At 72.3% G+C, this 21969-nt stretch carries 19 protein-coding genes; 8 read left to right on the plus strand and 11 right to left on the minus strand.

Annotated features, from left to right (window positions below; all coding sequences use genetic code 11):
• The first annotated feature begins 4 nt into the window (after positions 1–4).
• From pgsB to IO33_RS0126100, 4 genes are read left to right on the plus strand one after another with little or no spacing between them, the layout of a single operon-like run.
• Complete coding sequence (gene pgsB, locus IO33_RS0126085) at positions 5–1609, plus strand: poly-gamma-glutamate synthase PgsB (RefSeq protein WP_031169212.1); 1605 nt, start codon at positions 5–7, stop codon at positions 1607–1609.
• Entirely contained in the window at positions 1606–2088 is a 483-nt protein-coding gene (locus tag IO33_RS0126090; protein ID WP_031169214.1) for a poly-gamma-glutamate biosynthesis protein PgsC/CapC, read from the plus strand. The genes pgsB and IO33_RS0126090 overlap by 4 nt, the downstream gene beginning before the upstream one ends.
• A gap of 37 nt (positions 2089–2125) precedes the next feature.
• Positions 2126–3178 (plus strand): NlpC/P60 family protein, encoded by a 1053-nt coding sequence (locus tag IO33_RS0126095; RefSeq protein WP_031169216.1) that lies wholly within the window; start codon positions 2126–2128, stop codon positions 3176–3178.
• A 46-nt stretch (positions 3179–3224) separates the two neighbouring features.
• Complete coding sequence (locus tag IO33_RS0126100) at positions 3225–4241, plus strand: PLL family lectin (protein ID WP_031169218.1); 1017 nt, start codon at positions 3225–3227, stop codon at positions 4239–4241.
• A 208-nt stretch (positions 4242–4449) separates the two neighbouring features.
• On the opposite strand, the gene IO33_RS0126105 is transcribed toward IO33_RS0126100, so the two are convergent.
• The 5 genes from IO33_RS0126105 to IO33_RS0126125 all read right to left on the minus strand — a co-directional run bounded on the left by IO33_RS0126105 (position 4450) and on the right by IO33_RS0126125 (position 11218).
• Positions 4450–6579 (minus strand): 3-hydroxyacyl-CoA dehydrogenase NAD-binding domain-containing protein, encoded by a 2130-nt coding sequence (locus tag IO33_RS0126105; RefSeq protein WP_031169220.1) that lies wholly within the window; start codon positions 6577–6579, stop codon positions 4450–4452.
• Entirely contained in the window at positions 6576–7793 is a 1218-nt protein-coding gene (locus IO33_RS0126110; protein WP_031169222.1) for a thiolase family protein, read from the minus strand. The genes IO33_RS0126105 and IO33_RS0126110 overlap by 4 nt, the downstream gene beginning before the upstream one ends.
• A gap of 374 nt (positions 7794–8167) precedes the next feature.
• Positions 8168–9457, minus strand: coding sequence for a ribonuclease D (locus IO33_RS0126115; RefSeq protein ID WP_078963896.1), 1290 nt, complete (start codon positions 9455–9457; stop codon positions 8168–8170).
• 135 nt (positions 9458–9592) lie between these two features.
• Positions 9593–10249: a response regulator transcription factor gene (locus IO33_RS0126120; protein ID WP_031169226.1), complete on the minus strand. Its 657-nt coding sequence runs from the start codon at positions 10247–10249 to the stop codon at positions 9593–9595.
• A gap of 291 nt (positions 10250–10540) precedes the next feature.
• Entirely contained in the window at positions 10541–11218 is a 678-nt protein-coding gene (locus IO33_RS0126125) for a DUF3000 domain-containing protein (RefSeq protein WP_078963897.1), read from the minus strand.
• 103 nt (positions 11219–11321) lie between these two features.
• Here IO33_RS0126125 and hemE point away from each other — a divergent pair, with 103 nt between their 5' ends.
• Positions 11322–12362 carry a uroporphyrinogen decarboxylase gene (gene hemE / locus IO33_RS0126130; protein ID WP_425347976.1) on the plus strand — a complete coding sequence of 347 codons (1041 nt, stop codon included), beginning with the start codon at positions 11322–11324 and terminating at the stop codon, positions 12360–12362.
• Position 12363: 1 nt separating this feature from the next.
• Here the strand turns inward: hemE and IO33_RS0126135 are convergent, their stop codons facing one another.
• Entirely contained in the window at positions 12364–13188 is an 825-nt protein-coding gene (locus IO33_RS0126135; RefSeq protein ID WP_031169231.1) for a rhomboid family intramembrane serine protease, read from the minus strand.
• Between the two features lie 91 nt (positions 13189–13279).
• Between IO33_RS0126135 and IO33_RS0126140 the strand changes: the two genes are divergently transcribed.
• A complete protein-coding gene (locus tag IO33_RS0126140; RefSeq protein ID WP_031169232.1) occupies positions 13280–13549 on the plus strand; it encodes an SMP domain-containing protein in 270 nt (89 codons plus the stop codon).
• Between the two features lie 35 nt (positions 13550–13584).
• Here the strand turns inward: IO33_RS0126140 and IO33_RS0126145 are convergent, their stop codons facing one another.
• Together IO33_RS0126145 and IO33_RS0126150 are read right to left on the minus strand one after the other, a co-directional pair.
• Positions 13585–14979, minus strand: coding sequence for an FAD-dependent oxidoreductase (locus tag IO33_RS0126145; RefSeq protein ID WP_031169234.1), 1395 nt, complete (start codon positions 14977–14979; stop codon positions 13585–13587).
• Between the two features lie 43 nt (positions 14980–15022).
• Positions 15023–16009 carry a DUF4349 domain-containing protein gene (locus IO33_RS0126150; RefSeq protein WP_031169236.1) on the minus strand — a complete coding sequence of 329 codons (987 nt, stop codon included), beginning with the start codon at positions 16007–16009 and terminating at the stop codon, positions 15023–15025.
• A 180-nt stretch (positions 16010–16189) separates the two neighbouring features.
• Between IO33_RS0126150 and hemG the strand changes: the two genes are divergently transcribed.
• A complete protein-coding gene (gene hemG, locus IO33_RS0126155; RefSeq protein WP_031169238.1) occupies positions 16190–17644 on the plus strand; it encodes a protoporphyrinogen oxidase in 1455 nt (484 codons plus the stop codon).
• A gap of 5 nt (positions 17645–17649) precedes the next feature.
• On the plus strand, positions 17650–18381 hold the full coding sequence (gene hemQ / locus IO33_RS0126160; RefSeq protein WP_031169240.1) for a hydrogen peroxide-dependent heme synthase: 732 nt from the start codon (positions 17650–17652) through the stop codon (positions 18379–18381).
• A 20-nt stretch (positions 18382–18401) separates the two neighbouring features.
• On the opposite strand, the gene IO33_RS0126165 is transcribed toward hemQ, so the two are convergent.
• The 3 genes from IO33_RS0126165 to IO33_RS0126175 all read right to left on the minus strand — a co-directional run bounded on the left by IO33_RS0126165 (position 18402) and on the right by IO33_RS0126175 (position 21849).
• Positions 18402–20051 carry an alpha/beta hydrolase gene (locus tag IO33_RS0126165; protein ID WP_031169242.1) on the minus strand — a complete coding sequence of 550 codons (1650 nt, stop codon included), beginning with the start codon at positions 20049–20051 and terminating at the stop codon, positions 18402–18404.
• Between the two features lie 149 nt (positions 20052–20200).
• Entirely contained in the window at positions 20201–20980 is a 780-nt protein-coding gene (locus IO33_RS0126170) for a TIGR04222 domain-containing membrane protein (protein ID WP_031169244.1), read from the minus strand.
• A 98-nt stretch (positions 20981–21078) separates the two neighbouring features.
• Positions 21079–21849, minus strand: a complete 771-nt coding sequence (locus IO33_RS0126175; RefSeq protein ID WP_031169246.1) for a DUF4142 domain-containing protein — start codon at positions 21847–21849, stop codon at positions 21079–21081.
• Positions 21850–21969 lie beyond the last annotated feature (120 nt).

Here is a 21969-nt window from a genome sequence, read left to right on the forward strand (position 1 = left end):
ACCCGTGCTCTTCCTCTACACCGTGCTGCTGGTCTGCTGTGCGATTCTGCTCGCCGCGGGCATCGTGGAGCAGCGTCGGCACTTCGACAACCTGGACCACATACCCACCCGGGTCCTGGTCAACGGCATCCGCGGCAAGTCCTCCATCACCCGGCTATGCGCGGGTGCCCTGCGCGGCGGCGACCTGGTCACCGTCGCCAAGACCACCGGCACCGCGGCCCGCTTCATCCACCCGGACGCCACCGAGGAGCCGGTCTACCGCAAGTTCGGCATCGCCAACGTGGTCGAGCAGATCGGCATCGTGCGCCGGGCCGCCGCGTACAAGCCGGACGCGCTGGTCATCGAGTGCATGGCCGTCATGCCGGCCCTGCAGGAGATCAACCAGTCCAAGCTGATCCGCTCCACCATCGGCGTGCTGTGCAACGTCCGTGAGGACCACCTCGCCGAGATGGGCCCCACGCTGGACGACGTCGCGCGCTCGCTGTGCCGCTCGATGCCCGAGGACGGCATCTGCGTCACCGCCGAGAAGGACCGCTTCCACATCCTCCAGGAGGAAGCGGACGCCCGGAACTGCAAGCTGATCTACGCCGACCCGGAGACCGTCACCGACGAGGAGCTGCGCGGCTTCAGCTGGTTCACCTTCAAGGAGAACGTGGCCATCGCCCTCACCGTCGCCGAACTCCTCGGCGTCGACCGCGAGACGGCCCTGCAGGGCATGTACGACGCCCCGCCGGACCCCGGTGTCCTCTCCGTCGAGCGCTACCAGACGCCCGAGGGCAAGAAGCTGCGCTTCGCCAACGTCTTCGCGGCCAACGACCCCGAGTCGACGCTGATGAACATCAACCAGCTGCTCGACCTCGGCGCCATCCACCGGCCGCTCAACGTGGTCATCAACTGCCGCCCCGACCGTGTCGAGCGCAACGGGCAGATGGGCGAGATCATCCCCGACCTCGACCCCGAGCGCGTCTTCGTCATCGGCCACCCGGCCAAGTCCGCCATCGACGCCATCCCCGCCGAGTTCCGCTCGCGCGCCGTCGACCTCGGCGGCGACAAGCGCGACGCCGAGGAGTTCATGGGCAAGATGCTGGACATGCTCGGCCAGGACTCGTCGATGGTCGCGATCGGCAACATCCACGGCCAGGGCGAGATCCTGCTGGAGCACCTCGCCGAACTGCCGCCGGACGAGAGCGCCGACGAACCGGTGGCCACCGCGCCCGCGACCCCGGCCGGCCGCGCCGAGGCTGCGCCCGCCGCGGCCGACCCCAGCGAGACCATGCAGCTGTACGCGCCCCGCATCGACCCGTACCAGCACTACTCGGAGGCGTACGAGTCGCGCTACGCGCAGCACCAGCAGCCGTCCGTCCCCCAGATCCCGGTGCAGCGCGACAGCGCGCACGACTACCCGCACCAGCAGCCGGTGCACCAGGCCGGACACGAGCAGGCGCAGTCGCACGGCACCTGGACCGGTCCCCAGCCGGACCACGGCGGCCTGCCCGCCCTGCCCCCGGCCGATGCGGCCCAGCCCCGCGGGCTGTTCGAACCCCGCATCCAGCCCCAGCCTTCCGCCGACGACAGCCAGCAGTGGCACAGCCCAGGAGAACAGCGTTGATCCCCTCCGTCCTCACCCCCGAGATCGCCGCGATCGGCATCGGCCTGGGGCTGATGTTCTCGCTCATGTGCTACCTGACGACCAACCTGTCGCCGGGCGGCATGATCACCCCGGGCTGGCTCGCGCTCACCCTCATCGAGGACCTCCAGCGGGCCGCGCTGGTGGTCGGCGTGACCGTGCTGACGTACCTCGCCACCCTGCTCATGCAGAAGTTCGTGATCCTGTACGGCAAGCGGCTCTTCGCGGCGGTCGTGCTCAGCGGCGTGCTCATCCAGGCCACCGTGATCATCGTGCTGCAGATGGAGTTCCCGCTGCTGTACGCGAACCAGACGCTCGGCTTCATCGTCCCCGGGCTGATCGGCTACCAGCTGGTCCGCCAGCCCAAGGGCGCGACCCTGCTGTCCGTCGCCTCCGTCTCGCTCGCCACCTATGTGGTGCTGACCGCCGGCATCCTCCTCGGCGCCATGCCGACCGCCTGAACCGCCCGAATCCGACGCACTCCTGGAGCCCCCAACCATGCCGAAGCGCAAAGGCCGCCCCGTCGTCCACACGGTGACGGTCCTGGCGCTGCTCGCGGGCAGCGCCTACTTCACCTACGAACTGCGCAAGGACGAGCAGGCGAAGCTCCCCGCCGCCCAGACGATCACCGAGAACCTGCAGGGTTCGGGCAAGGCGACCGGCAAGCAGACCTGGGAACGGCTGAGCAACCCGGCGCGCTCGGTGCTGCGCGACGGCAAGGGCGCGGTCATCGCCACCTTCACGGACGGCGCCCGTACGGCCACCCTGAAGGGCCCGACGCGGACCTTCACCGAACCGGTCAACACCACCACCAAGGTGGTCACCGACGACTGGGTCCGCCTGATGCCGGAGAGCTGGACCAAGGGCGCCGAGAAGCAGCAGTGGTTCAAGGACTGGTTCAAGCAGTACTACGGCAGCGAGGAGGACGACGTCTTCGCCTTCGCCTTCTCGTACATCCAGGGCGCGCCGGTCAAGAAGGACGACCAGGGGGTCCAGTACGCGGGCCACGCCACCTACGGCCCCCTCAAGGCCGACGGCGTCGACCGCTACGAACAGACCGACTTCTACGACTACCTGGGCATCCCGTACACCTTCCGGGACGGGGTCACCGTGTATCCGCAGAAGGACCGCCTGCGCGCCGTGGACTGCTCCGGCTATCTGCGGCTGGTGTACGGCTACCGGGCCCGCTTCCCGCTGATGTCCGACAACGTGCACGGCGACGGACTGCCGCGCACCGCCGACGGCATGGCCCGCGGCAAGGAGGGCGTCGACATCATCAAGCTCCAGGGTCCGAGCCCCTGGTACGTGCGGCCGCAGAACATCGACGTACTGCAGCCCGGCGACCTGCTGTTCTTCAAGATGGACCACCGCACCGCCAACCACATGGACCACTCCGCGATCTACCTGGGTCCGGACACCGAGGGCCACAAGGTCTTCATCTCCAGCCGCAAGGAGCAGAACGGCCCCACCATCGGCGACCAGGGCGGTGTCTCGCGCCTCGACGGCGACGGCTTCTACGCCAAGCTGTTCCGCAGCGCGAAGCGGCTGTGAGCGGGCGGCCGGGGGCCGGGCCGGCCCCACGGCTTAGAGTGAACCGGTGAACGGCGACTGGTTCCTGCGCGGCCGGGACGGCCGGCTCAGTGTCTACCAGCTGTCGGGCGACGCCGTCCGGTGCCGGGCTGAGCGCGAGCCCGGCGGTCCCTGGACCGCCCCGCGCACCGTCGGCGGCGACCAGAGCCTGCACCCCGTCCTGGCGATCGGCCAGGGCGCCGACGGCTACGCCCACCTGGTCTCCTGGCGGCCCACCGTCAAGGGCGAGTCGGGGCTGGTCCACTCCACCCACTTCCGCCCCCGCCTCTCCGCCCTGGACTGGCACCCGATCGGACACCCGCTGAAGAAGGGCGACCGCACCGGCACCCCCGCGGTCGCCGTCGACGCCCAGGGCCGCGCCCATGTCTTCGTGCCCGACGGCCAGGGCGGGGTGCGGCTGCTCACGCAGAAGGAGAAGGGCGGCTGGGCGGCCTGGCGGGACCTGAAGGGCGACGGGGTACGGGACGGGCTCGCGGCGGTGACGGGGGAGTCCGGCCGGGTCGAGCTGTACGCGGCCGGCCCCGACGGCATCCAGTACTGGCGCCAGGAGGAGCCGGCCGCCGAGCCGGTCCCGGCGGAATCCCTGCGGGCCACGGTCCGCCCGGGCACCCTGCACGCCCTCGCCACCTCTCCCGACAGCACCACCCTCTACTACACCGACACCTCCGGCGACCTGTGCGCCTGGCGCCCCGGCGGCAAGCCGGTCACCCTGCTGCCGTCGGCCGGCCACGGCCCGGTCTCGGCAGTGCGCTGCGACCTCGACGGCCACGACTGCACCCTGCTCGCCCAGCGCTCGGCGGACGGCCGCGTCGCCTTCGCCGCCTACCCGACCGAACAGGAGTCGGCGGGCGCCTGGTGGACCGAGTCGGGTCCGCAACTGCCCGTGGACGCACGGGTGTCGCTGACGACGGACGAGGACGACCGGGTCGTGGCGGCGACGTTGTCCCCGTCGACCGGCCAACTCCTGCTGACCCGCCGCAAGGACGAACCGGGCCTCGCACTGGAGGCGTGGCGGCAGGTCTGAACCGCCGGCGAGGCCGACGGCGGGAAGAACGACGGGAACGCTGAAGCGGTGAAGGATCGTCCGCCGGGCCGTGGGCCCTCGCCGGGCCCGGATCCTCGGATGGACCGCCTGCCGTGTCCCCTGGTGCGCGCTCTGACCGGGCACACGGAAACGCCGGGTGCCCGCACCCCGACAGGAGTGCGGGCACCCGGCGTTCACCGGTGAGGCGTTACGCCGGCACGCTCGCCACGCCGGGGGCCAGGAACTTCTTGCCGTTCACCCGCTCCGAGACGCCCTCGCGGTCCAGGTACGGCGTGATGCCGCCCAGGTGGAAGGGCCAGCCGGCACCGGTGATCAGGCACAGGTCGATGTCCTGGGCCTCGGCGACGACGCCCTCGTCGAGCATGAGCCCGATCTCCTGCGCCACCGCGTCGAGCACACGGGCCCGCACCTGCTCCTCGGTCAGGACGACATCGCCCTGCTTGAGCAGCGCGGCGACCTCCGGGTCCAGCTCCGGCTTGCCGCTGTCGTAGACGTAGAAGCCGCGCTTGCCCGCCTCGACGACCGCCTTGAGGTTCGGGGAGACCTTGAACCGGTCCGGGAACGCGCCGTGCAGCGTCTCGGAGACGTGCAGGCCGATCGCCGGGCCGACCAGCTCCAGCAGCACCAGCGGGGACATCGGCAGACCGAGCGGCTCGATCGCCTTCTCGGCGACCTCGACCGGGGTGCCCTCGTCGATGACGTTCTGGATCTCGCCCATGAAGCGGGTCAGGATGCGGTTCACGACGAACGCCGGGGCGTCCTTGGTGAGGACCGCGGTCTTCTTCAGCTTCTTGGCGACGGCGAACGCCGTGGCCAGCGAGGCGTCGTCGGTCTTCTCGCCGCGGACGATCTCCAGCAGCGGCAGGATCGCGACCGGGTTGAAGAAGTGGAAGCCGACGACCCGCTCGGGGTGCTTCAGCTTCGACGCCATCTCCGACACGGACAGCGAGGAGGTGTTGGTGGCGAGGATCGCGTGCGCCGGGGCGACCGCCTCGACCTCCGCGAACACCTGCTGCTTGACGCCGATCTCCTCGAACACGGCCTCGATGACGAAGTCCGCGTCGGAGAAGCCCTCGGCCTTGTCCAGCACACCGGTGACCAGGGCCTTGAGGCGGTTGGCCTTGTCCTGGTTGATCCGGCCCTTGCCGAGCAGCTTGTCGATCTCGGCGTGGACGTAGCCCACACCCTTGTCGACGCGCTCCTGGTCGATGTCGGTCAGCACGACCGGCACCTCCAGACGGCGCAGGAAGAGCAGCGCGAGCTGGCTGGCCATCAGACCGGCGCCGACGACACCGACCTTGGTGACCGGACGCGCCAGGTTCTTGTCCGGGGCGCCGGCGGGACGCTTGCCGCGCTTCTGGACGAGGTTGAACGCGTAGATGCCGGCGCGCAGTTCGCCGCCCATGATCAGGTCGGCGAGGGCCTGGTCCTCGGCGTCGTAGCCCTGCTGCAGGTCGCCGTTCTTGGCGGCCGCGATGATGTCGAGGGCGCGGTAGGCGGCCGGAGCCGCGCCGTGCACCTTGGAGTCCGCGATGAAGCGGCCCTTGGCGACGGCCTGGTCCCAGCCCTCGCCGCGGTCGATCACCGGGCGCTCGACCTCGACGTCGCCCTTGAGGACCTGAGCGGTCCAGATCAGCGACTGCTCCAGGAAGTCCGCGCCCTCGAAGATCGCGTCGGCGATGCCGAGCTCGAAGACCTGCTTGCCCTTGAGCTGCTTGTTCTGGTTCAGGGAGTTCTCGATGATGACCGAGACGGCCTTGTCGGCGCCGATCAGGTTCGGCAGCAGGGTGCAGCCGCCCCAGCCGGGGACCAGACCGAGGAAGACCTCGGGCAGCGAGAACGCCGGGATCGCCTTGGAGACGGTCCGGTAGCTGCAGTGCAGGCCGACCTCGACGCCGCCGCCCATCGCCGCGCCGTTGTAGTAGGCGAACGTGGGAACGGCCAGCTGCGACAGGCGCTTGAAGACCTCGTGGCCGCCCTTGCCGATGGCGAGCGCGTGCTCGTGCTCCTTGAGGATCTCCACGCCCTTGAGGTCGGCGCCGACCGCGAAGATGAACGGCTTGCCGGTGATGCCGACGCCGACGATCCCGCCGTCCGCCGCCTCCTTCTCGACCTGGTCGATCGCGGCGTTCAGGTTCGCCAGCGAGCCGGGCCCGAAGGTGGTCGGCTTGGTGTGGTCGAAGCCGTTGTCCAGCGTGATCAGCGCGAAACGGCCGGCGCCGAACGGCAGGTCGAAGTGGCGGACGTGCGCACTCGTGACGACCTCGTCCGGGAACAGTTCCGAAGCCTGCTTCAGAAGCTCGGTGGTGGTGCTCACTTGTCCCCCTCGAAGTGCGGGTTCTCCCAGATGACCGTCGCGCCCATGCCGAAGCCGACGCACATGGTGTTCAGGCCGTAGCGGACGTGCGGCTGCTCCTCGAACTGGCGGGCCAGCTGCGTCATGAGACGGACACCGGAGGAGGCCAGCGGGTGGCCGTAGGCGATGGCGCCGCCGTACTGGTTGACGCGCGCGTCGTCGTCGGCGATGCCGTAGTGCTCCAGGAAGGCGAGGACCTGGACGGCGAAGGCCTCGTTGATCTCGAAGAGACCGATGTCGGAGATGGACAGGCCCGCCTGGGCGAGCGCCTTCTCCGTGGCCGGGATCGGGCCGTAGCCCATGACCTCGGGCTCGACGCCGGCGAAGGCGTACGAGACGAGACGCATCTTGACCGGCAGCCCGTTCTCGCGGGCGAAGTCCTCGCTCGCGATGATCGAGGCGGTGGCGCCGTCGTTCAGGCCGGCCGCGTTACCGGCGGTGACCCGGCCGTGGACGCGGAACGGGGTCTTGAGGCCCTGCAGGTTCTCCAGGGTCGTACCCGGGCGCATCGGCTCGTCGGCCGTGACCAGGCCCCAGCCGGTCTCGCCGGCCTCCGCGTTGGTGCGCCGCACCGAGATCGGCACCAGGTCCTGCTGGATCTTGCCGTCGGCGTACGCCTTGGCGGCCTTCTCCTGCGAGCGCACGGCGTATTCGTCGGCGCGCTGCTTGGTGATGGTCGGGTAGCGGTCGTGCAGGTTCTCGGCGGTCATGCCCATGAACAGGGCGGACTCGTCGACCAGCTTCTCGCTGACGAAGCGCGGGTTCGGGTCCACGCCCTCGCCCATCGGGTGGCGGCCCATGTGCTCGACACCACCGGCGATGACGGCGTCGTAGGCGCCGAACGCGATCGAACCGGCGGTGGTCGTCACGGCGGTCAGGGCACCGGCGCACATGCGGTCGATCGAGTAGCCGGGGACGGACTGCGGCAGGCCCGCGAGGATGCCGGCCGTACGGCCGAGCGTCAGACCCTGGTCACCGATCTGGGTGGTCGCGGCGATGGCGACCTCGTCGATCTTCTTGGGGTCCAGGCCGGGGTTGCGGCGCAGCAGCTCCCGGATCGCCTTCACGACGAGGTCGTCGGCGCGGGTCTCGTGGTAGATGCCCTTCGGGCCCGCCTTGCCGAACGGGGTGCGGACGCCGTCAACGAAGACGACGTCCCTGACGGTACGAGGCACGATGGCTCTCCTCCAGATGCGGGATGGCACTGCTGCGCTGCGCTGAGCGCGCGCTCAGGGCCCATGCTACTTACGAGTAACGTGACTGCCCAGTCCTCTCGGCTGGAGCGGCGAACGTCACATCCGCACGCCGGGTGACCGAAGCGCATCGAAGGGGAGCGGGGAAACCGCGTGCTCGACCCGACCAGGTCATGACCCGTCGCCGACACGTCCCGCGGCCCGCGCGGCCGCGTCCGCGCGGCCGTCGACCGGGACCGCGTCGCCCGTCCCCAGCCACGGGCCCCGCCGCCAGGATCTTGGCGTGATCTCGACGTCCCTGTTCCGCTTCCGCGGCCCGTGGGGCGTCCCCGGGCCGCGGCGACCGGCAGACGCGCTCAGGCCCCCTTGGCCGACAGCGCCGACACCAGCACCGGCGTCACCAGCTCCACCTGCCACGCCCGCGCGCCGTACCCCGCCAGTGCCTCCTCCACGGACCCGGTGTCGACACTCCTCGGCGGCTCCCAGCAGATCCGCCGAACCGTGTCCGGGGACACCAGGTTCTCCTGGGGCATGTTGAGCCGCTCGGCGAGAGCCGTCACCCCCGCCCGGGCCGCGGACAAGCGCGCCGCGGCGGCGGGATCCTTGTCGGCCCAGGCGCGCGGCGGCGGGGGCCCGGTCACGGGCTGACCCGGCTGGGGCAGCGCGGTCTCCGGCAGGGACCGGGCCCGGTCCACCGCCGCCTGCCACTGCTCCAGCTGCCGCCGCCCCATCCGGTGCCCGAACCCGTTCAGCGCGGCCAGCGCGTGCACACTGCCGGGCAGGGCGAGCGCGGCCTCCACGATGGCCGCGTCACTCAGCACCTTGCCGGGTGACACGTCCCGCCGCTGGGCGATCCGGTCCCGCGTCTCCCACAGCTCCCGTACGACGCCGAGCTGCCGGCGCCTGCGCACCTTGTGCATCCCGGACGTGCGCCGCCACGGATCCTTCCTCGGCTCGGCCGGCGGCGCGGCCGCGATCGCGTCGAACTCCTGCAGGGCCCACTCCAGCTTGCCCTGCCGGTCCAGCTCCTTCTCCAGGGCGTCGCGCAGGTCGACGAGGAGTTCCACGTCGAGCGCGGCGTACCTGAGCCAGGGCTCGGGCAGCGGCCGGGTCGACCAGTCGACGGCGGAATGGCCCTTCTCGAGGACGAAGCCGAGGACGCCCTCGACCATCGCGCCGAGGCCGACCCGGGGGAACCCGGCGAGCCGGCCGGCCAGCTCGGTGTCGAAGAGGCGGGTCGGGGACATGCCTATCTCGCGCAGGCAGGGCAGGTCCTGGGTGGCCGCGTGCAGCACCCACTCGACGCCGGACAGGGCCTCGCCGAACCCGGACAGGTCGGGGCAGGCCACGGGGTCGATCAGGGCGCTCCCGGCGCCCTCGCGGCGCAGCTGTACCAGATAGGCGCGCTGGCCGTAGCGGTAGCCGGAGGCGCGCTCGGCGTCGACGGCGACCGGGCCGGAGCCCGCGGCGAAGGCGGCGACCACCTCGGCGAGCGCGGCCGCGTCGGTGACGACGGGCGGAATGCCCTCACGGGGTTCGAGCAGCGGTGTCGGCGCCCCCGTCACAGAAGATCCGGCGTCGTCCGGAGGGGTACCCCCGGTGATGCGCAGGGAGCTGTCTGCTGCGGTGTCTTGGGCCTCGGTCACCTGTCAAGGGTATCCGTGCGTGGACGTCGCCCGTCGCCGGAACGTTCCGTCGACGGGCGCGGGAGGGTCGTAAACCAGTCAGGTCGGTGAAAGGTGCGGTTCACGTGAGTGAACCCCCATGTTGCCGTGGACGGCTCAGTGGATGATCCCGGTGCGCAGGGCCACGGCCACCATGCCGGCCCGGTCGCCCGTGCCCAGCTTGCGGGCGATGCGGGCGAGGTGGCTCTTGACGGTCAGGGCGGACAGGCCCATCGAGACGCCGATCGCCTTGTTGGACTGGCCCTCCGCGACCAGCCGCAGCACCTCGACCTCACGTCCGGACAGTTCGCGGTAGCCGCCCGGGTGGCTCGGGGCACCCGGGGGGCGGCGGTGCATCCGGGCGGCGCCGAGGGGAGCGGCTCCGGGCCGGGCGGGCAGGCCGATGTTGGTACGGGTACCGGTGACGACGTACCCCTTGACCCCTCCGGCCAGGGCGTTGCGCACCGCGCCGATGTCGTCGGCGGCGGACAGCGCCAGCCCGTTGGGCCAGCCCGCGGCGCGGGTCTCGGAGAGCAGGGTCAGGCCGGAGCCGTCGGGCAGGTGGACGTCGGCGACGCAGATGTCGCGCGGGTTGCCGATGCGGGGACGGGCCTCCGCGACGGACGAGGCCTCGATGACATCGCGCACGCCGAGAGCCCACAGATGGCGGGTGACGGTGGAGCGGACGCGCGGGTCGGCCACGACCACCATGGCGGTCGGTTTGTTCGGGCGGTAGGCGACCAGGCTTGCGGGCTGCTCGAGGAGAACGGACACCAGGCCTCCTGGGTGGGGGACGGGGCCGGCTTTGGGGAGGAAGCCGGGACGAACCGTGCTTTCAAGGTCACAGTCGTCTTCGGCAGCAAACTCGTCCGCCTTTAGAGAATGATCACGATCTAGTGAGTAACAATCTGCGCAATTCGGACACGCGATCGATCATCCGAAGATCGAGTCGGCCCGAGCGGATGCGATTCCGGGTCGGAAAGTGGCCGTATCGACAAAGAGATGGTCAATAAGGCGCCCATGCGGATGACGCCGCCGACAACCGCCGGTCGGCTCACCGTCACATCACCGCGGCTGCGGCCCCCTGCGCTGCGGCAGCGTCACCACCGAGGCGTCGCCCGGACCGGCCGGCGGCAGGCCCGCGACCTGGGCCAGCAGGTCGCACCAGGACGTCAGGTGGGAGGCCGTGTCCGGCACCCCGCCGAGCCCCTCGCGGGGCGTCCAGGACGCCCTGATCTCGATCTGCGAGGCCGACGGCCGCTCGGCCAGACCGCCGAAGTAGTGCGAACTCGCGCGCGTGATCGTCCCGCTCGGCTCTCCGTACCCCAGCCCGCGCGCCTGCAGCGCCCCGGTCAGCCACGACCAGCACACCTCGGGCAGCAGCGGATCCGCCGCCATCTCCGGCTCCAGCTCCGCGCGCACCAGCGTCACCAGCCGGAACGTTCCGCGCCAGGCGTCGTGCCCCGCCGGGTCGTGCAGCAGCACCAGGCGGCCGTCGGCCAGCTCCTGCTCGCCGTCGGCCACCACGGCCTCCAGCGCGTACGCGTACGGGGCGAGCCGTTGCGGGGCGGGCGTGGGCTCCACCTCGACCTGCGGCCGCAGCCGGCTGCTGCGCAGGGCGTCGACCGCGGCCCGGAAAGCCGGCGGACCCGCGGTACTCGAGCGTCGGTCCGCCTCCTCGGTGTCCTTCACGTCGTCCATTCCGTCGGCGCTGTCCGACATTCGTCCGTGAGCCGCAGCCATGCGGGGAAGAGTAAGGGGAAGCGAGGCCTTGTGCAGGGCAGACACCCCGCGCCGTCGCCCGCCGCCGTCATGCGAGACTTGCCCCGTGACCGCCAACGACAGCATGCAGCCGACAGCGACGTACGACAGCGCCTTCCTCAGGGCGTGCAGGCGCGAGCCCGTGCCGCACACCCCGGTGTGGTTCATGCGTCAGGCCGGCCGCTCCCTGCCCGAGTACCGCAAGGTGCGCGAGGGCATCCCCATGCTCGAGTCCTGCATGCGGCCCGAGCTGGTCACCGAGATCACCCTGCAGCCGGTGCGCCGGCACAACGTGGACGCGGCGATCTACTTCAGCGACATCGTCGTCCCGCTGAAGGCCATCGGCATCGGCCTCGACATCAAGCCCGGTGTCGGCCCGGTCGTCGACCAGCCCATCCGCACCCGCGCCGACCTGGCCCGGCTGCGCGACCTGACCCCCGAGGACGTCCCCTACGTCACCGAGGCGATCGGCCTGCTCACCCGGGAGCTGGGCCCCACCCCGCTGATCGGTTTCGCGGGCGCGCCTTTCACCCTCGCGAGCTACCTGGTCGAGGGCGGTCCCTCGCGCACGTTCGAGAACGCCAAGGCGATGATGTACGGCGACCCCGAGCTGTGGGCCGACCTGCTGGACCGCCTGGCCGACATCACGGCCGCCTTCCTGAAGGTGCAGATCGAGGCCGGCGCGAGCGCGGTCCAGCTGTTCGACTCCTGGGTCGGCGCGCTCGCCCCGGCGGACTACCGGCGCTCGGTCATGCCCTTCTCCGGGAAGGTCTTCGACGCCGTGGCCGGCTACCGCGTCCCGCGCATCCACTTCGGCGTCGGCACCGGTGAGCTGCTGAAGCTCATGGGCGAGGCCGGCGCGGACGTGGTCGGTGTCGACTGGCGGGTCCCGCTGGACGAGGCGCACCGCCGTGTCGGCCCCGGCAAGGCGCTGCAGGGCAACCTCGACCCCACGGTCCTGTTCACCGACAAGGACACCGTCGAGGTCCGGGCCCGCGAGGTGCTGGACGCGGCCGCCGGCCTGGAGGGCCACGTCTTCAACCTCGGCCACGGGGTCCCGCCGAACACCGACCCGGACGCGCTCACCCGCCTCGTGGAGTACGTCCACGCGCAGACGGCGCGCTGAGTCACCACGTGTACCGGGGCCGTGCCCGTCTGCCGAACAGCAGGCCGCGCGGCTCCGGCGGGGGCGGGGTGCCGGGCTTGAGCGGCCAGGCGAGCAGCATGCCGGCCAGGAAGCCGACCACGTGCGCCGCGTACGCCACCGTGCCGGGCCCGGACACACCGTGCCCCGAGGAATACACCGCCTGCAGCACGAACCAGAAGCCCAGCACCAGCCAGGCGGGCAGCCTGAGCGGCAGGAAGACCAGGAACGGGACGAGGACCCAGACCCGCGCGCCCGGCCACAGCACGAGGTAGGCGCCGAGGACCCCGGCGATCGCGCCCGAGGCGCCGATCAGCGGGTCCCCCGACGTGGCGTTGAGCAGCGCGAAGCCGTAGCCGGCGGCGTAGCCGCAGACGACGTAGAAGAGGAAGTAGCGGATGTGCCCCATCCGGTCCTCGACGTTGTTGCCGAAGATCAGCAGGAAGAGCATGTTCCCCAGCAGGTGCAGCCAGCTGCCGTGCAGGAACATCGCCGTGAAGACCGACAGCGGCGGCGACTTGTCGTAGGACGGCGGGGCCACGACGCAGCCGGGGCCGTGCGGGCCCACGCCGATGTCTCCCGTCGGGACCAGCCGGGGCAGCTGATGGTGGATCAGTTCCCTGGGGACCGCGGCGTACCGGTCCATGAAGGCCTGCAGATGACACAACCGCGCCAGGTCGCCGCCGCCCGCCGCGGGACCGGCCATGCCGGGCATGGTGACGAACACGAGGACGTTCATGGCGATCAGGGCGTACGTCACCCAGGGGGTACGGCGCAGCGGGTTCACGTCATGGACGGGGATGACCACACAGGACTACTGCCCGGGATGGGGCGGGCGAACCGGTGAACGGCGCGGGGCGGCCGTGCGTATCTGTTCTCAACCGACGTGAGGACAGGCGATGACGAACGCTCCGCAGGTGACGGCGATGCATGCTCTGCCCGATGGAGAGGCCGAGCTGTCTTTGGTGGTACGGCTTCCCTGGGAGGACGTCGCGCGACTCGGCCAGGAGGCCGGCCGGCTGGCCTCGCAGATGCAGCGGCCGGTGACGCTGGACGAGGCGGTGAGCTACCGGCTGCGGTCCAGCCGGCCGGCCGCCTCGCACGCGAAGCCGGCCGGGGAGCAGCCGGCCGCGGTGTCCGCGCTGCCGCGGATCAGCGGAACCGCCTAGACCGCGCGACGCCGGGATGATCCGGACGGCATCCCCTAGGAGACGCGTACCCTCGCCGCCGCCTTTCTCGCCGCCACCAGTACCGGGTCCCACACCGGTGAGAAAGGCGGGGCGTAGCCCAGGTCCAGGGCCGTCATCTGTTCCACCGTCATCCCCGCGGTCAGCGCCACCGCGGCGATGTCGACCCGTTTCGCCGCGCCCTCCCTGCCGACGATCTGGACGCCCAGCAGCCGGCCCGTGCGGCGCTCGGCGAGCATCTTGACCGTCATCGGGGACGCGCCGGGGTAGTAACCGGCGCGGCTGGTGGACTCGATGGCGACGCTCTCGTACCGCAGGCCCACCCGGCGGGCGTCCTTCTCGCGCAGGCCCGTGCGGGCGATCTCCAGGTCGCAGACCTTGCTGACCGCCGTGCCGACCACGCCGGGGAAGGTGGCGTAACCGCCGCCGGCGTTGCTGCCGATCACCTGGCCGTGCTTGTTGGCGTGGGTGCCGAGGGGCACGTACTGCTCCTGGCCCGAGACCAGGTTCAGCACCTCCACGCAGTCGCCGCCCGCCCAGATGTTCTCGTGCCCGCGCACCCGCATCGCGAGGTCCGTCAGCAGTCCGCCGTGGGCGCCGAGCGGGAGGCCCGCGGCCTGGGCGAGAGCCGTTTCCGGACGGACACCGATGCCGAGGATCACCACGTCCGCGGGGTACTCGGCGTCCTGCGTGGCGACCGCGCGGGCCCGGCCGTCCTCCCCGGTGAGGATCTTGGTGACCTCGGCGTCGTTGACCATGGTGATGCCGAGGCCCTCCATCGCCCGGTGCACCAGGCGGCCCATGTCCGCGTCGAGGGTCGACATGGGCTCCCTGCCGCGGTTGACGACGGTCACCCCGAAGCCGCGGTTGATCAGCGCCTCGGCCATCTCCACGCCGATGTATCCGGCACCGACGACCACCGCCTGCCGGCCACGCGCGCGTGCCAGTGTGTCCAGCAGGGCCTGGCCGTCGTCCAGGGTCTGCACGCCGTGCACGCCGGGGGCGTCCGCGCCGGGCAGGTCGGGGCGGACCGGGCGCGCGCCGGTCGCGATGACGAGCTTGTCGTACGCCGTCCAGGACTCGGCGCCGGAATCGACGTCACGCGCGCGTACCCGCTGTCCGGCCACGTCGATCTCCGTGACCTCGGTCCGCAGCCGCAGATCGATGCCCCGCGCGCGGTGCTCCTCGGGCGTGCGGGCGATCAGGGCGTCCCGTTCGGGGACGTCGCCGCCCACCCAGTACGGGATGCCGCACGCCGAGTAGGAGGTGAAGTGGCCGCGTTCGAACGCCACGATCTCCAGTTCGCCGGGCCCCTTCATCCGGCGCGCCTGTGACGCCGCGGACATCCCCGCGGCGTCACCGCCGATCACGACCAGTCGTTCCGTCCCGCCCCGCCCACCGCGCATGCTCATGGGAACACGCTACGGGGCGAGGGCATGTCAGGCCGCGTGCATATCAGTCACGGTCGGGCCGCTCACCGGCGGACCCCGCCGCGCGGGCCGACGGCAGTGTCCCCGGCGCGGTCGTCACCGCGGCGGGCTCCCGGCGGCGCGGCGGCCGAGGGCGTACGATCCGCAGCCACAGCAGCGCCGACAGCGCCGCGAAGGCCGCGAACGGCAGGACGGCGCCGAGCCCGAGGGCGATCCAGCGCAGCATCGCGACGAACACGCGCCAGCCGCCCGACAGCGCGTCCACGATGCCGGGCGAGTCGTCACCGGCCGGCTTCCGCACCGGCGTCTCGGACAGGGACAGCGTGACCGTGGCCAGGCTCGTGCGGTCCTTCAGGGACGCCTGCCGGGCCAGCAGCGCCTCCAGGTCGGCCTGCCGGCTGCTCAACTCGCCCTCCAGCGCGACGACATCGCTCAGCTTGGCGGCCCGGTCCATCAGCGCCCGGATCCGGTCCACGCTGGCCCGCTGCGACCTGACGCGGCTGTCCACGTCCACGACCTGGTCGGTGACGTCCTCCGCCTGGGCCGTACGCTCGACCAGCCGGCCCGTCCTCTGCAGGCCCGTGAGGACCTCGTCGTACTTCGCGCCGGGCACCCGCAGGACGACCCGGCTGCGTTCATGGCCGTCGGCGTCCCGGCTCGTGTTCTCGGTGCCGACGTAGCCGCCCGCGTCCTCGGCGGTGGTGCGGGCCTCGGCCAGGGCCCTGGGCACGTCCTTGACCTCGACGGTGAGGGACGCGGTGCGGATGATCGCGCTCGGGGCGAGGTCGGGCGTCCGCGCGGCCGGCGAGGCCCCGCCGGATCCGCTCCCGCCCCGCGCGCCCTGCCCGCCGGCCGCCTGGGCGCCGCCCGCGGCGGACTTCGCCGAACCGCCGCCGGAGTCGTCCGCGGCGCTGCAGCCGGCGAGTGCGAGGCAGACGGCGAGCAGCAGCCCGGCCGGCGCCCGGACGGAACGTGCGGGACGCGCGGGTCGTACGGAGCGTGGTGTGCGCATGGGCGGTACCCCCCGGGGGCCGGAACCGGTGACGCTCCTTCGACGCCCGAGCGCCCCGGAACGTTGGCGCGGGGTGGTTCCGAAGCGGTCACGGTCCGGCCTCGGCCCGGACACCGGGCCGCGCCGCGGCGGACCTCGGGCCCCGGCGGGGATGTCAGTGCGGTCTGAGAGAGTGGGGGCATGAGCGCAACGGGTACGCGTACGGGGCATGTCGTCGTCATCGGAGCCGGAATCGCCGGGCTGTCCGCCGCCCACCGGCTGCTCGGGCGCGGCACGCGCGTGACCGTGCTGGAGGCCGCGGACCGGGTCGGCGGCAAGCTGCTGCCCGGTGAGATCGCGGGCGTGCGGGTCGATCTGGGCGCCGAGTCGATGCTCGCCCGCCGCCCCGAGGCCGTGACCCTCGCGCGCGAGGTGGGCCTGACCGGGCGACTCCAGGCGCCCGCCACCGCGACCGCCTCGATCTGGACCCGCGGCGCCCTGCGCCCCATGCCCAAGGGCCATGTCATGGGCGTGCCCGGCACCGCCGCCGCCCTCAGCGGCGTGCTGTCCGACGAGGGCCTCGCCCGCATCGAGCGCGACGCCGGCCTGCCGCGCACCGAGGTCGGCGACGACATCGCCGTGGGGGAGTACGTGGCCGCCCGGCTCGGCCGCGAGGTCGTCGACCGCCTGGTCGAGCCCCTGCTCGGCGGTGTGTACGCGGGCGACGCGTACCGCATCTCGATGCGCTCGGCCATCCCGCAGCTCTTCCAGGCCGCCCGCACCCACACCTCGCTCACCGAGGGAGTCCGCGAGATCCAGGCCAGGGCGGCGGCCGGCCCGCAGACCGGACCGGTCTTCATGGGCATCGAGGGCGGAGTGGGCACGCTGCCGCTCGCGGTCGCCGACTCCGTCCGGGCGCGCGGCGCGGAGATCCTGACCGGCACGCCGGTCACCGGGCTGCGCCGCCAGGCGTCCGGCGGCTGGCGGATCACCGCCGGCCCCCGCGAGCTGCACGCCGACGCCGTGATCGTCGCGGTGCCCGCCCCGGTGGCCGCCCGGCTGCTGCGCGCCGAGTCCCCGGAGGCCGCGGCCGAACTGGCCGCCGTGGAGTACGCGTCGATGGCGCTGGTCACCCTCGCCTACCGCCGCTGCGACCTGAGCCTTCCGGAGGGCAGCGGCTTCCTGGTCCCGCCGGTCGACGGCCGCACCATCAAGGCGTCCACGTTCGCCTCCCACAAATGGGGCTGGATCGCCGAGGAGGACCCGGACGTGATGGTGCTGCGCACCTCCGTGGGCCGCCACGGCGAGACGGAGATCCTGCAGCGGGACGACACCGCCCTGGTCGAGGTGTCCCGGCACGACCTGCGCGAGGCCACCGGCCTGGCCGCCGTCCCCCTGGAGACCCGGGTCACCCGCTGGACCGACGGTCTGCCGCAGTACCCGGTCGGGCATCACGCGCGCGTGGCCCGCATCCGCGAGCACGTCGCCAAGCTGCCGGGCCTCGCGGTGTGCGGCGCTCAGTACGACGGCGTGGGCATCCCGGCCTGCATCGCGAGTGCCCACGCCGCCGTCGACCAGCTCGGCGGCGACCTCACCGGTGTCCGGGAGCTGACCGCCGACCCGGTGCAGAGCCTCCACGGCGGAGCGGGAGAATAGGGGCCATGAGTGACGACGCCTCCACCACCGAGTCCGGCAGGATCCCGAACAAGGGCAAGCTGGCCAAGGACCTCAACGAGGTCATCCGCTACACCCTGTGGTCGGTCTTCAAGCTGAAGGACGTGCTGCCGCAGGACCGCACCGGTTACGCCGACGAGGTCCAGGAGCTGTTCGACCAGCTCGCCGCCAAGGACGTGACGATCCGCGGCACCTACGACCTCTCCGGACTGCGCGCCGACGCAGACCTCATGATCTGGTGGCACGCCGAGACCAGCGACCAGCTGCAGGAGGCGTACAACCTCTTCCGCCGCACGAAGCTCGGCCGCGCGCTCGAACCCGTGTGGTCCAACATGGCGCTGCACCGCCCGGCCGAGTTCAACCGCTCGCACATCCCGGCGTTCCTCGCCGACGAGACGCCCCGCGACTACGTGAGCGTCTACCCGTTCGTGCGCTCCTACGACTGGTACCTGCTGCCCGACGAGGACCGCCGCCGCATGCTCGCCGACCACGGCAAGATGGCCCGCGGCTACCCGGACGTGCGCGCCAACACGGTCGCCTCGTTCTCCCTCGGCGACTACGAGTGGATCCTGGCCTTCGAGGCCGACGAGCTGTACCGCATCGTCGACCTCATGCGCCACCTGCGCGCCTCCGAGGCCCGGATGCACGTCCGCGAGGAGATCCCGTTCTACACGGGCCGCCGCAAGGACATCGGGGACCTGGTGGCGGGTCTGGCCTGACCGGCGCCCCCGCAGGTCCCTTACCGCCGGCCACTTCGAAGAGCGCCCCGCCGGGCCTCTTTCGCCGGCCCCGTCGCCGCCGAAGGCAACCGGTGCGGCGCGCACGCCGCGCGCCGCCCGGGAACGCGGCCCTCCAGCAGGTAGGCCTCGAAGTGGCCGTTGACGCACTGGTTGGCGCCGCCCCCGATGCCGTGCGTACCCGCGTCCCGCTCGGTCACCAGCACCGAGCCGGCCAGCCGCCGGTTCATCTCCAGCGCCCCCGGGTACGGCGCCGCCGCGTCCCGCTCGGCCGCCAGGATCAGCACCGGCGGCAGTTCACCGACCCCGGTCCGCACGTCCACCGGCTGCTGGCGGGGCGCCGGCCAGAAGGCGCACGGCAGGTTCATCCACGCGTTGTCCCAGGTCTCGAAGGGCGCCACCCGGGCGAGCCGGGTGTTGTCCCGGTCCCACACCTTCCAGTCCGTCGGCCAGGGCGCGTCGTTGCACTCGACGGCGGTGTAGACCGCGTTGCCGTTCTCCGCCTCCGCGGCCGTCTTCAGGTCCGGCGCGGCCAGCCGCACCAGCGGCTTCGGGTCGCCGTGCAGATACGCTGACAGGGCCTGGGCCCGGCTCGGCCAGAAGTCGTCGTAGTACCCGGCCCGCAGGAACGCGTTCTGCAGCTGACCGGGACCGACCTTCCCGCCGGCCGCCTTGCCGGCCAGCCGTTCCCGCGCGGTGTCGTAGCTGCGCTGCACCTTCTCGGAGGTGTCACCGAGCTTGTACACGTCGTTGTGGCGGGCGATCCAGTCCCGGAAGTCCGCCCAGCGCTCCTCGAACGCGGCCGACTGGTCGAGGTTGTTGCGGTACCAGATCTTGGCCGGGTCCGGGTTCACCGCCGAGTCCAGCACCATGCGCCGCAGATGCGAGGGGAACAGCGTCGCGTACAGCGCGCCGAAGTAGGTGCCGTACGACGCCCCGACGAAGGTCAGCTGGTTCTCGCCCAGCGCGGCCCGCAGGACGTCCAGGTCCCGGGCGTTGTTCAGGGAGGTGTAGAAGCGCAGCCGGTCCCCGCCGCGCTGGGCGCAGCCGCGCGCGTACGCCCTGGCCTCGGCGATCTGCTCCCGCTTGTACGCCTCCGACGGGTGCGCCGGTGACGCGGTGGGCGCCTTGAGGAAGTGCTTCGGGTCCTCGCAGGACAGCGGCGCCGAACGGCCCACGCCGCGCGGGGCGTAGCCGACCAGGTCGTAGGCGGCGGCGATCCGCTTCCACTCCGGGACCGCGCCGACCAGCGGAAAGTACATGCTGGACGCGCCGGGGCCGCCCGGGTTGTAGACCAGGGCGCCCTGCCGGGGGACCTTCCGTTTGCTGTTGTGCGGGTCCTTCTGGGTCGCCAGGGCCCGGCTGACGGTCAGGGTGATCTGCTTGCCGTTCGGGTGGGCGTAGTCGAGCGGGACGCTCACCGTGCCGCACTGCACGTTCTTCGGGGCTTTCGGCACGTCGGCGGGGGCGCACGCGCCGAAGGCGATGCCGGCCGCCCCGGCGCGGGCCACGGCCACCCCGGTGCCGCGCAGCTCGGCCGCGCCGGGGACACCGGCCGCCGCGCCGGCGGCGGGCGCGCCGCCCGCCGGTGCCGCGGCCAGGGTGCTCAGGAGCAGCGTCCCGGCGGCGGAGTACAGGGCGGCAGCTCTCATCGCGTGTCCCTTCGGTGCAACGGAGGCGATGGCACGGCTGCCACGGCCCGGCGACAACAGAAGGGATATTTCGGTCGGCCGTCGGTGAAGGCAAGCACCATCGGGCCGGTGTCGGCGTCAATGCCCCCTATGCGCCCCCGAAGCCGCCCTCACTCCCGCCAGGGCTGGTCGCGGTGGGTGAACGCGGCGCGCAGCTCGGGCTCGCCGATCGCACGGATCCCGCGCACGGCGACCGAGGTGAGGAACGACCGCTCGTCGCCGGCCGGCCTGCGGACGAGCGCGCCGAGCAGCCGCTGGCCGGCCGGGGAGGCCCAGCGGGTGTACGGATGCACCTCGAACCGGGCGATGACCAGGCAGCTCAGGGCCAGGGTGAGGGGCAGGGCGAACCACAGGCCGACCAGCAGCCGGGGCGCCTCGGTCGGGACGGGCAGCAGCAGCGCGCTCACGCCGAGCGCCGCCACGGCCAGCGCGGCGGCACGCACCTGGCGGACGGCGGCCCCCACGGACGTACCGGCGTCGTCGGGCACGGCGAGACCGGCGCGCACCAGCCGGTCGGCGAGGCGCCGCACGGCCTCGGCGCCGGCCGCCCGCGCCCGCACCGGCGCGATCCGCGACTGGCCCTCCGGACCTATGGCGCCTATGACGGACTGCTCGATCTCGTCGTGCCCGCGCGGGTCCACGACCGTGGCCCAGCCGGTGTGCGCGAGGAGCAGACGGCGCTGGCGGGCCATGGAGACCAGGGTCACGTCGGCGACCCGGGCGGGCCCGCCGGAGAGGAAGGCCGCCTCGTACAGGGTCAGATCGCGCTCCCGGTCCGCTGTCGCGGCAGGCGTGTCCAGGGCCGCCGCGCGGACGGCGGCCAGGCACAGCCGGGTGCACGCCGTACCGGCGAAAACCCAGGCCAGGAGCAGGAGGAGGAGCCAGATCATGACGTTTTTTCTATGTCAGAGCCCGGCCGGAACACCATGCCCTGTTCATCATCCGGACACAGTGTTAGCGGTATGTGACGTTCCGTTTCGGGGCCGGGTCAGGGGCTGCTCGCCGCAGGCGGAGGGCTGGCGGCGGCGGGCGGCAGGGAGTACGACGCGTCCGGCGAGGGCTCGACCGGCACGGCGGCGCTCGGGACGGCCGCCGGCGGGGTCGGCACGGGGGTGGGCGAGGCCGCCAGGTCCCTCGCGAGCGAGGCGAAGTCGACGTACCCCGTCGCCTCCAGGACCTTGATGTGGTCCAGGACGGTCGCGTTGGCGTCGTCGGCGAGATCGCGGACCAGGGAGTTCTGGGTACCGGCCCGGACCTGGGCGACCAGCGCGAACACCCGGCCGTGGGCGAGCCGGAGGATGCCGGCGAACCGGCGGTCGAAGTCCTGCCCCTTCGCCGCCCCCAGTGTGGTGAGCCACTGCGCCTGCTGCTCGTTCGGCTCGTTCGGCAGCGGTACGCCGAGCTGGGTGGCGACGGTGCGCACATGCGCGTCCAGCGAGGTGTGCCCGTCCACGAGGTGCTGGCCCGCGGTGCGTACGGCGGCCGTGGTGCCCTTCTGCTCCGCCAGCTCCCCGGCGGGCAGCTCCCAGAGGCCGGCGAGCCGGACCTTGGTGATGAAGTCCCGGTCCTGCGCGGACAGGGGGCCGTACGGAGTGGTGACGCTCTGCGCGCTCAGCACGTTCGCGTCGGCCGCGCCCTGGCGGTCGGCGTACGACCAGAGCGGGTAGAGCAGTGCCACGGCGGTCGCCGCGAGGGCCGCGATGACGAGACCGGTGCCGCTGAATATGCCTCGGCCCTTGATCGGGGGGCGGGGTCGCATGGCGCCTCCTGTAGCGCACCGCACGCGAGTGTGCAGGGGGTGGGGTGCGGCTTGGCATATTACGCGGGTTCCCTCGCGGGACCCTGCGGGGCTGGGGCGGGGCCCTGCGGGGGCTGGGGC

Origin of the sequence: Streptomyces durhamensis (assembly GCF_000725475.1) — a bacterium.
In the GTDB taxonomy this organism is placed as follows: domain Bacteria; phylum Actinomycetota; class Actinomycetes; order Streptomycetales; family Streptomycetaceae; genus Streptomyces; species Streptomyces filipinensis.

What these genes read in the sequence shown, in the direction of transcription:
- IO33_RS0126145 (WP_031169234.1), bottom strand. Translation starts at nt 14,979, where the DNA reads ATGAGCATGCGCGGTGGGCGGGGCGGGACGGAACGACTGGTCGTGATC.
- IO33_RS0126125 (WP_078963897.1), bottom strand. Translation starts at nt 11,218, where the DNA reads ATGGCTGCGGCTCACGGACGAATGTCGGACAGCGCCGACGGAATGGAC.
- hemQ (WP_031169240.1), top strand. Translation starts at nt 17,650, where the DNA reads ATGAGTGACGACGCCTCCACCACCGAGTCCGGCAGGATCCCGAACAAG.
- IO33_RS0126140 (WP_031169232.1), top strand. Translation starts at nt 13,280, where the DNA reads ATGACGAACGCTCCGCAGGTGACGGCGATGCATGCTCTGCCCGATGGA.
- hemE (WP_425347976.1), top strand. Translation starts at nt 11,322, where the DNA reads ATGCAGCCGACAGCGACGTACGACAGCGCCTTCCTCAGGGCGTGCAGG.
- IO33_RS0126165 (WP_031169242.1), bottom strand. Translation starts at nt 20,051, where the DNA reads ATGAGAGCTGCCGCCCTGTACTCCGCCGCCGGGACGCTGCTCCTGAGC.
- IO33_RS0126170 (WP_031169244.1), bottom strand. Translation starts at nt 20,980, where the DNA reads ATGATCTGGCTCCTCCTCCTGCTCCTGGCCTGGGTTTTCGCCGGTACG.
- hemG (WP_031169238.1), top strand. Translation starts at nt 16,190, where the DNA reads ATGAGCGCAACGGGTACGCGTACGGGGCATGTCGTCGTCATCGGAGCC.
- IO33_RS0126175 (WP_031169246.1), bottom strand. Translation starts at nt 21,849, where the DNA reads ATGCGACCCCGCCCCCCGATCAAGGGCCGAGGCATATTCAGCGGCACC.
- IO33_RS0126150 (WP_031169236.1), bottom strand. Translation starts at nt 16,009, where the DNA reads ATGCGCACACCACGCTCCGTACGACCCGCGCGTCCCGCACGTTCCGTC.
- IO33_RS0126095 (WP_031169216.1), top strand. Translation starts at nt 2,126, where the DNA reads ATGCCGAAGCGCAAAGGCCGCCCCGTCGTCCACACGGTGACGGTCCTG.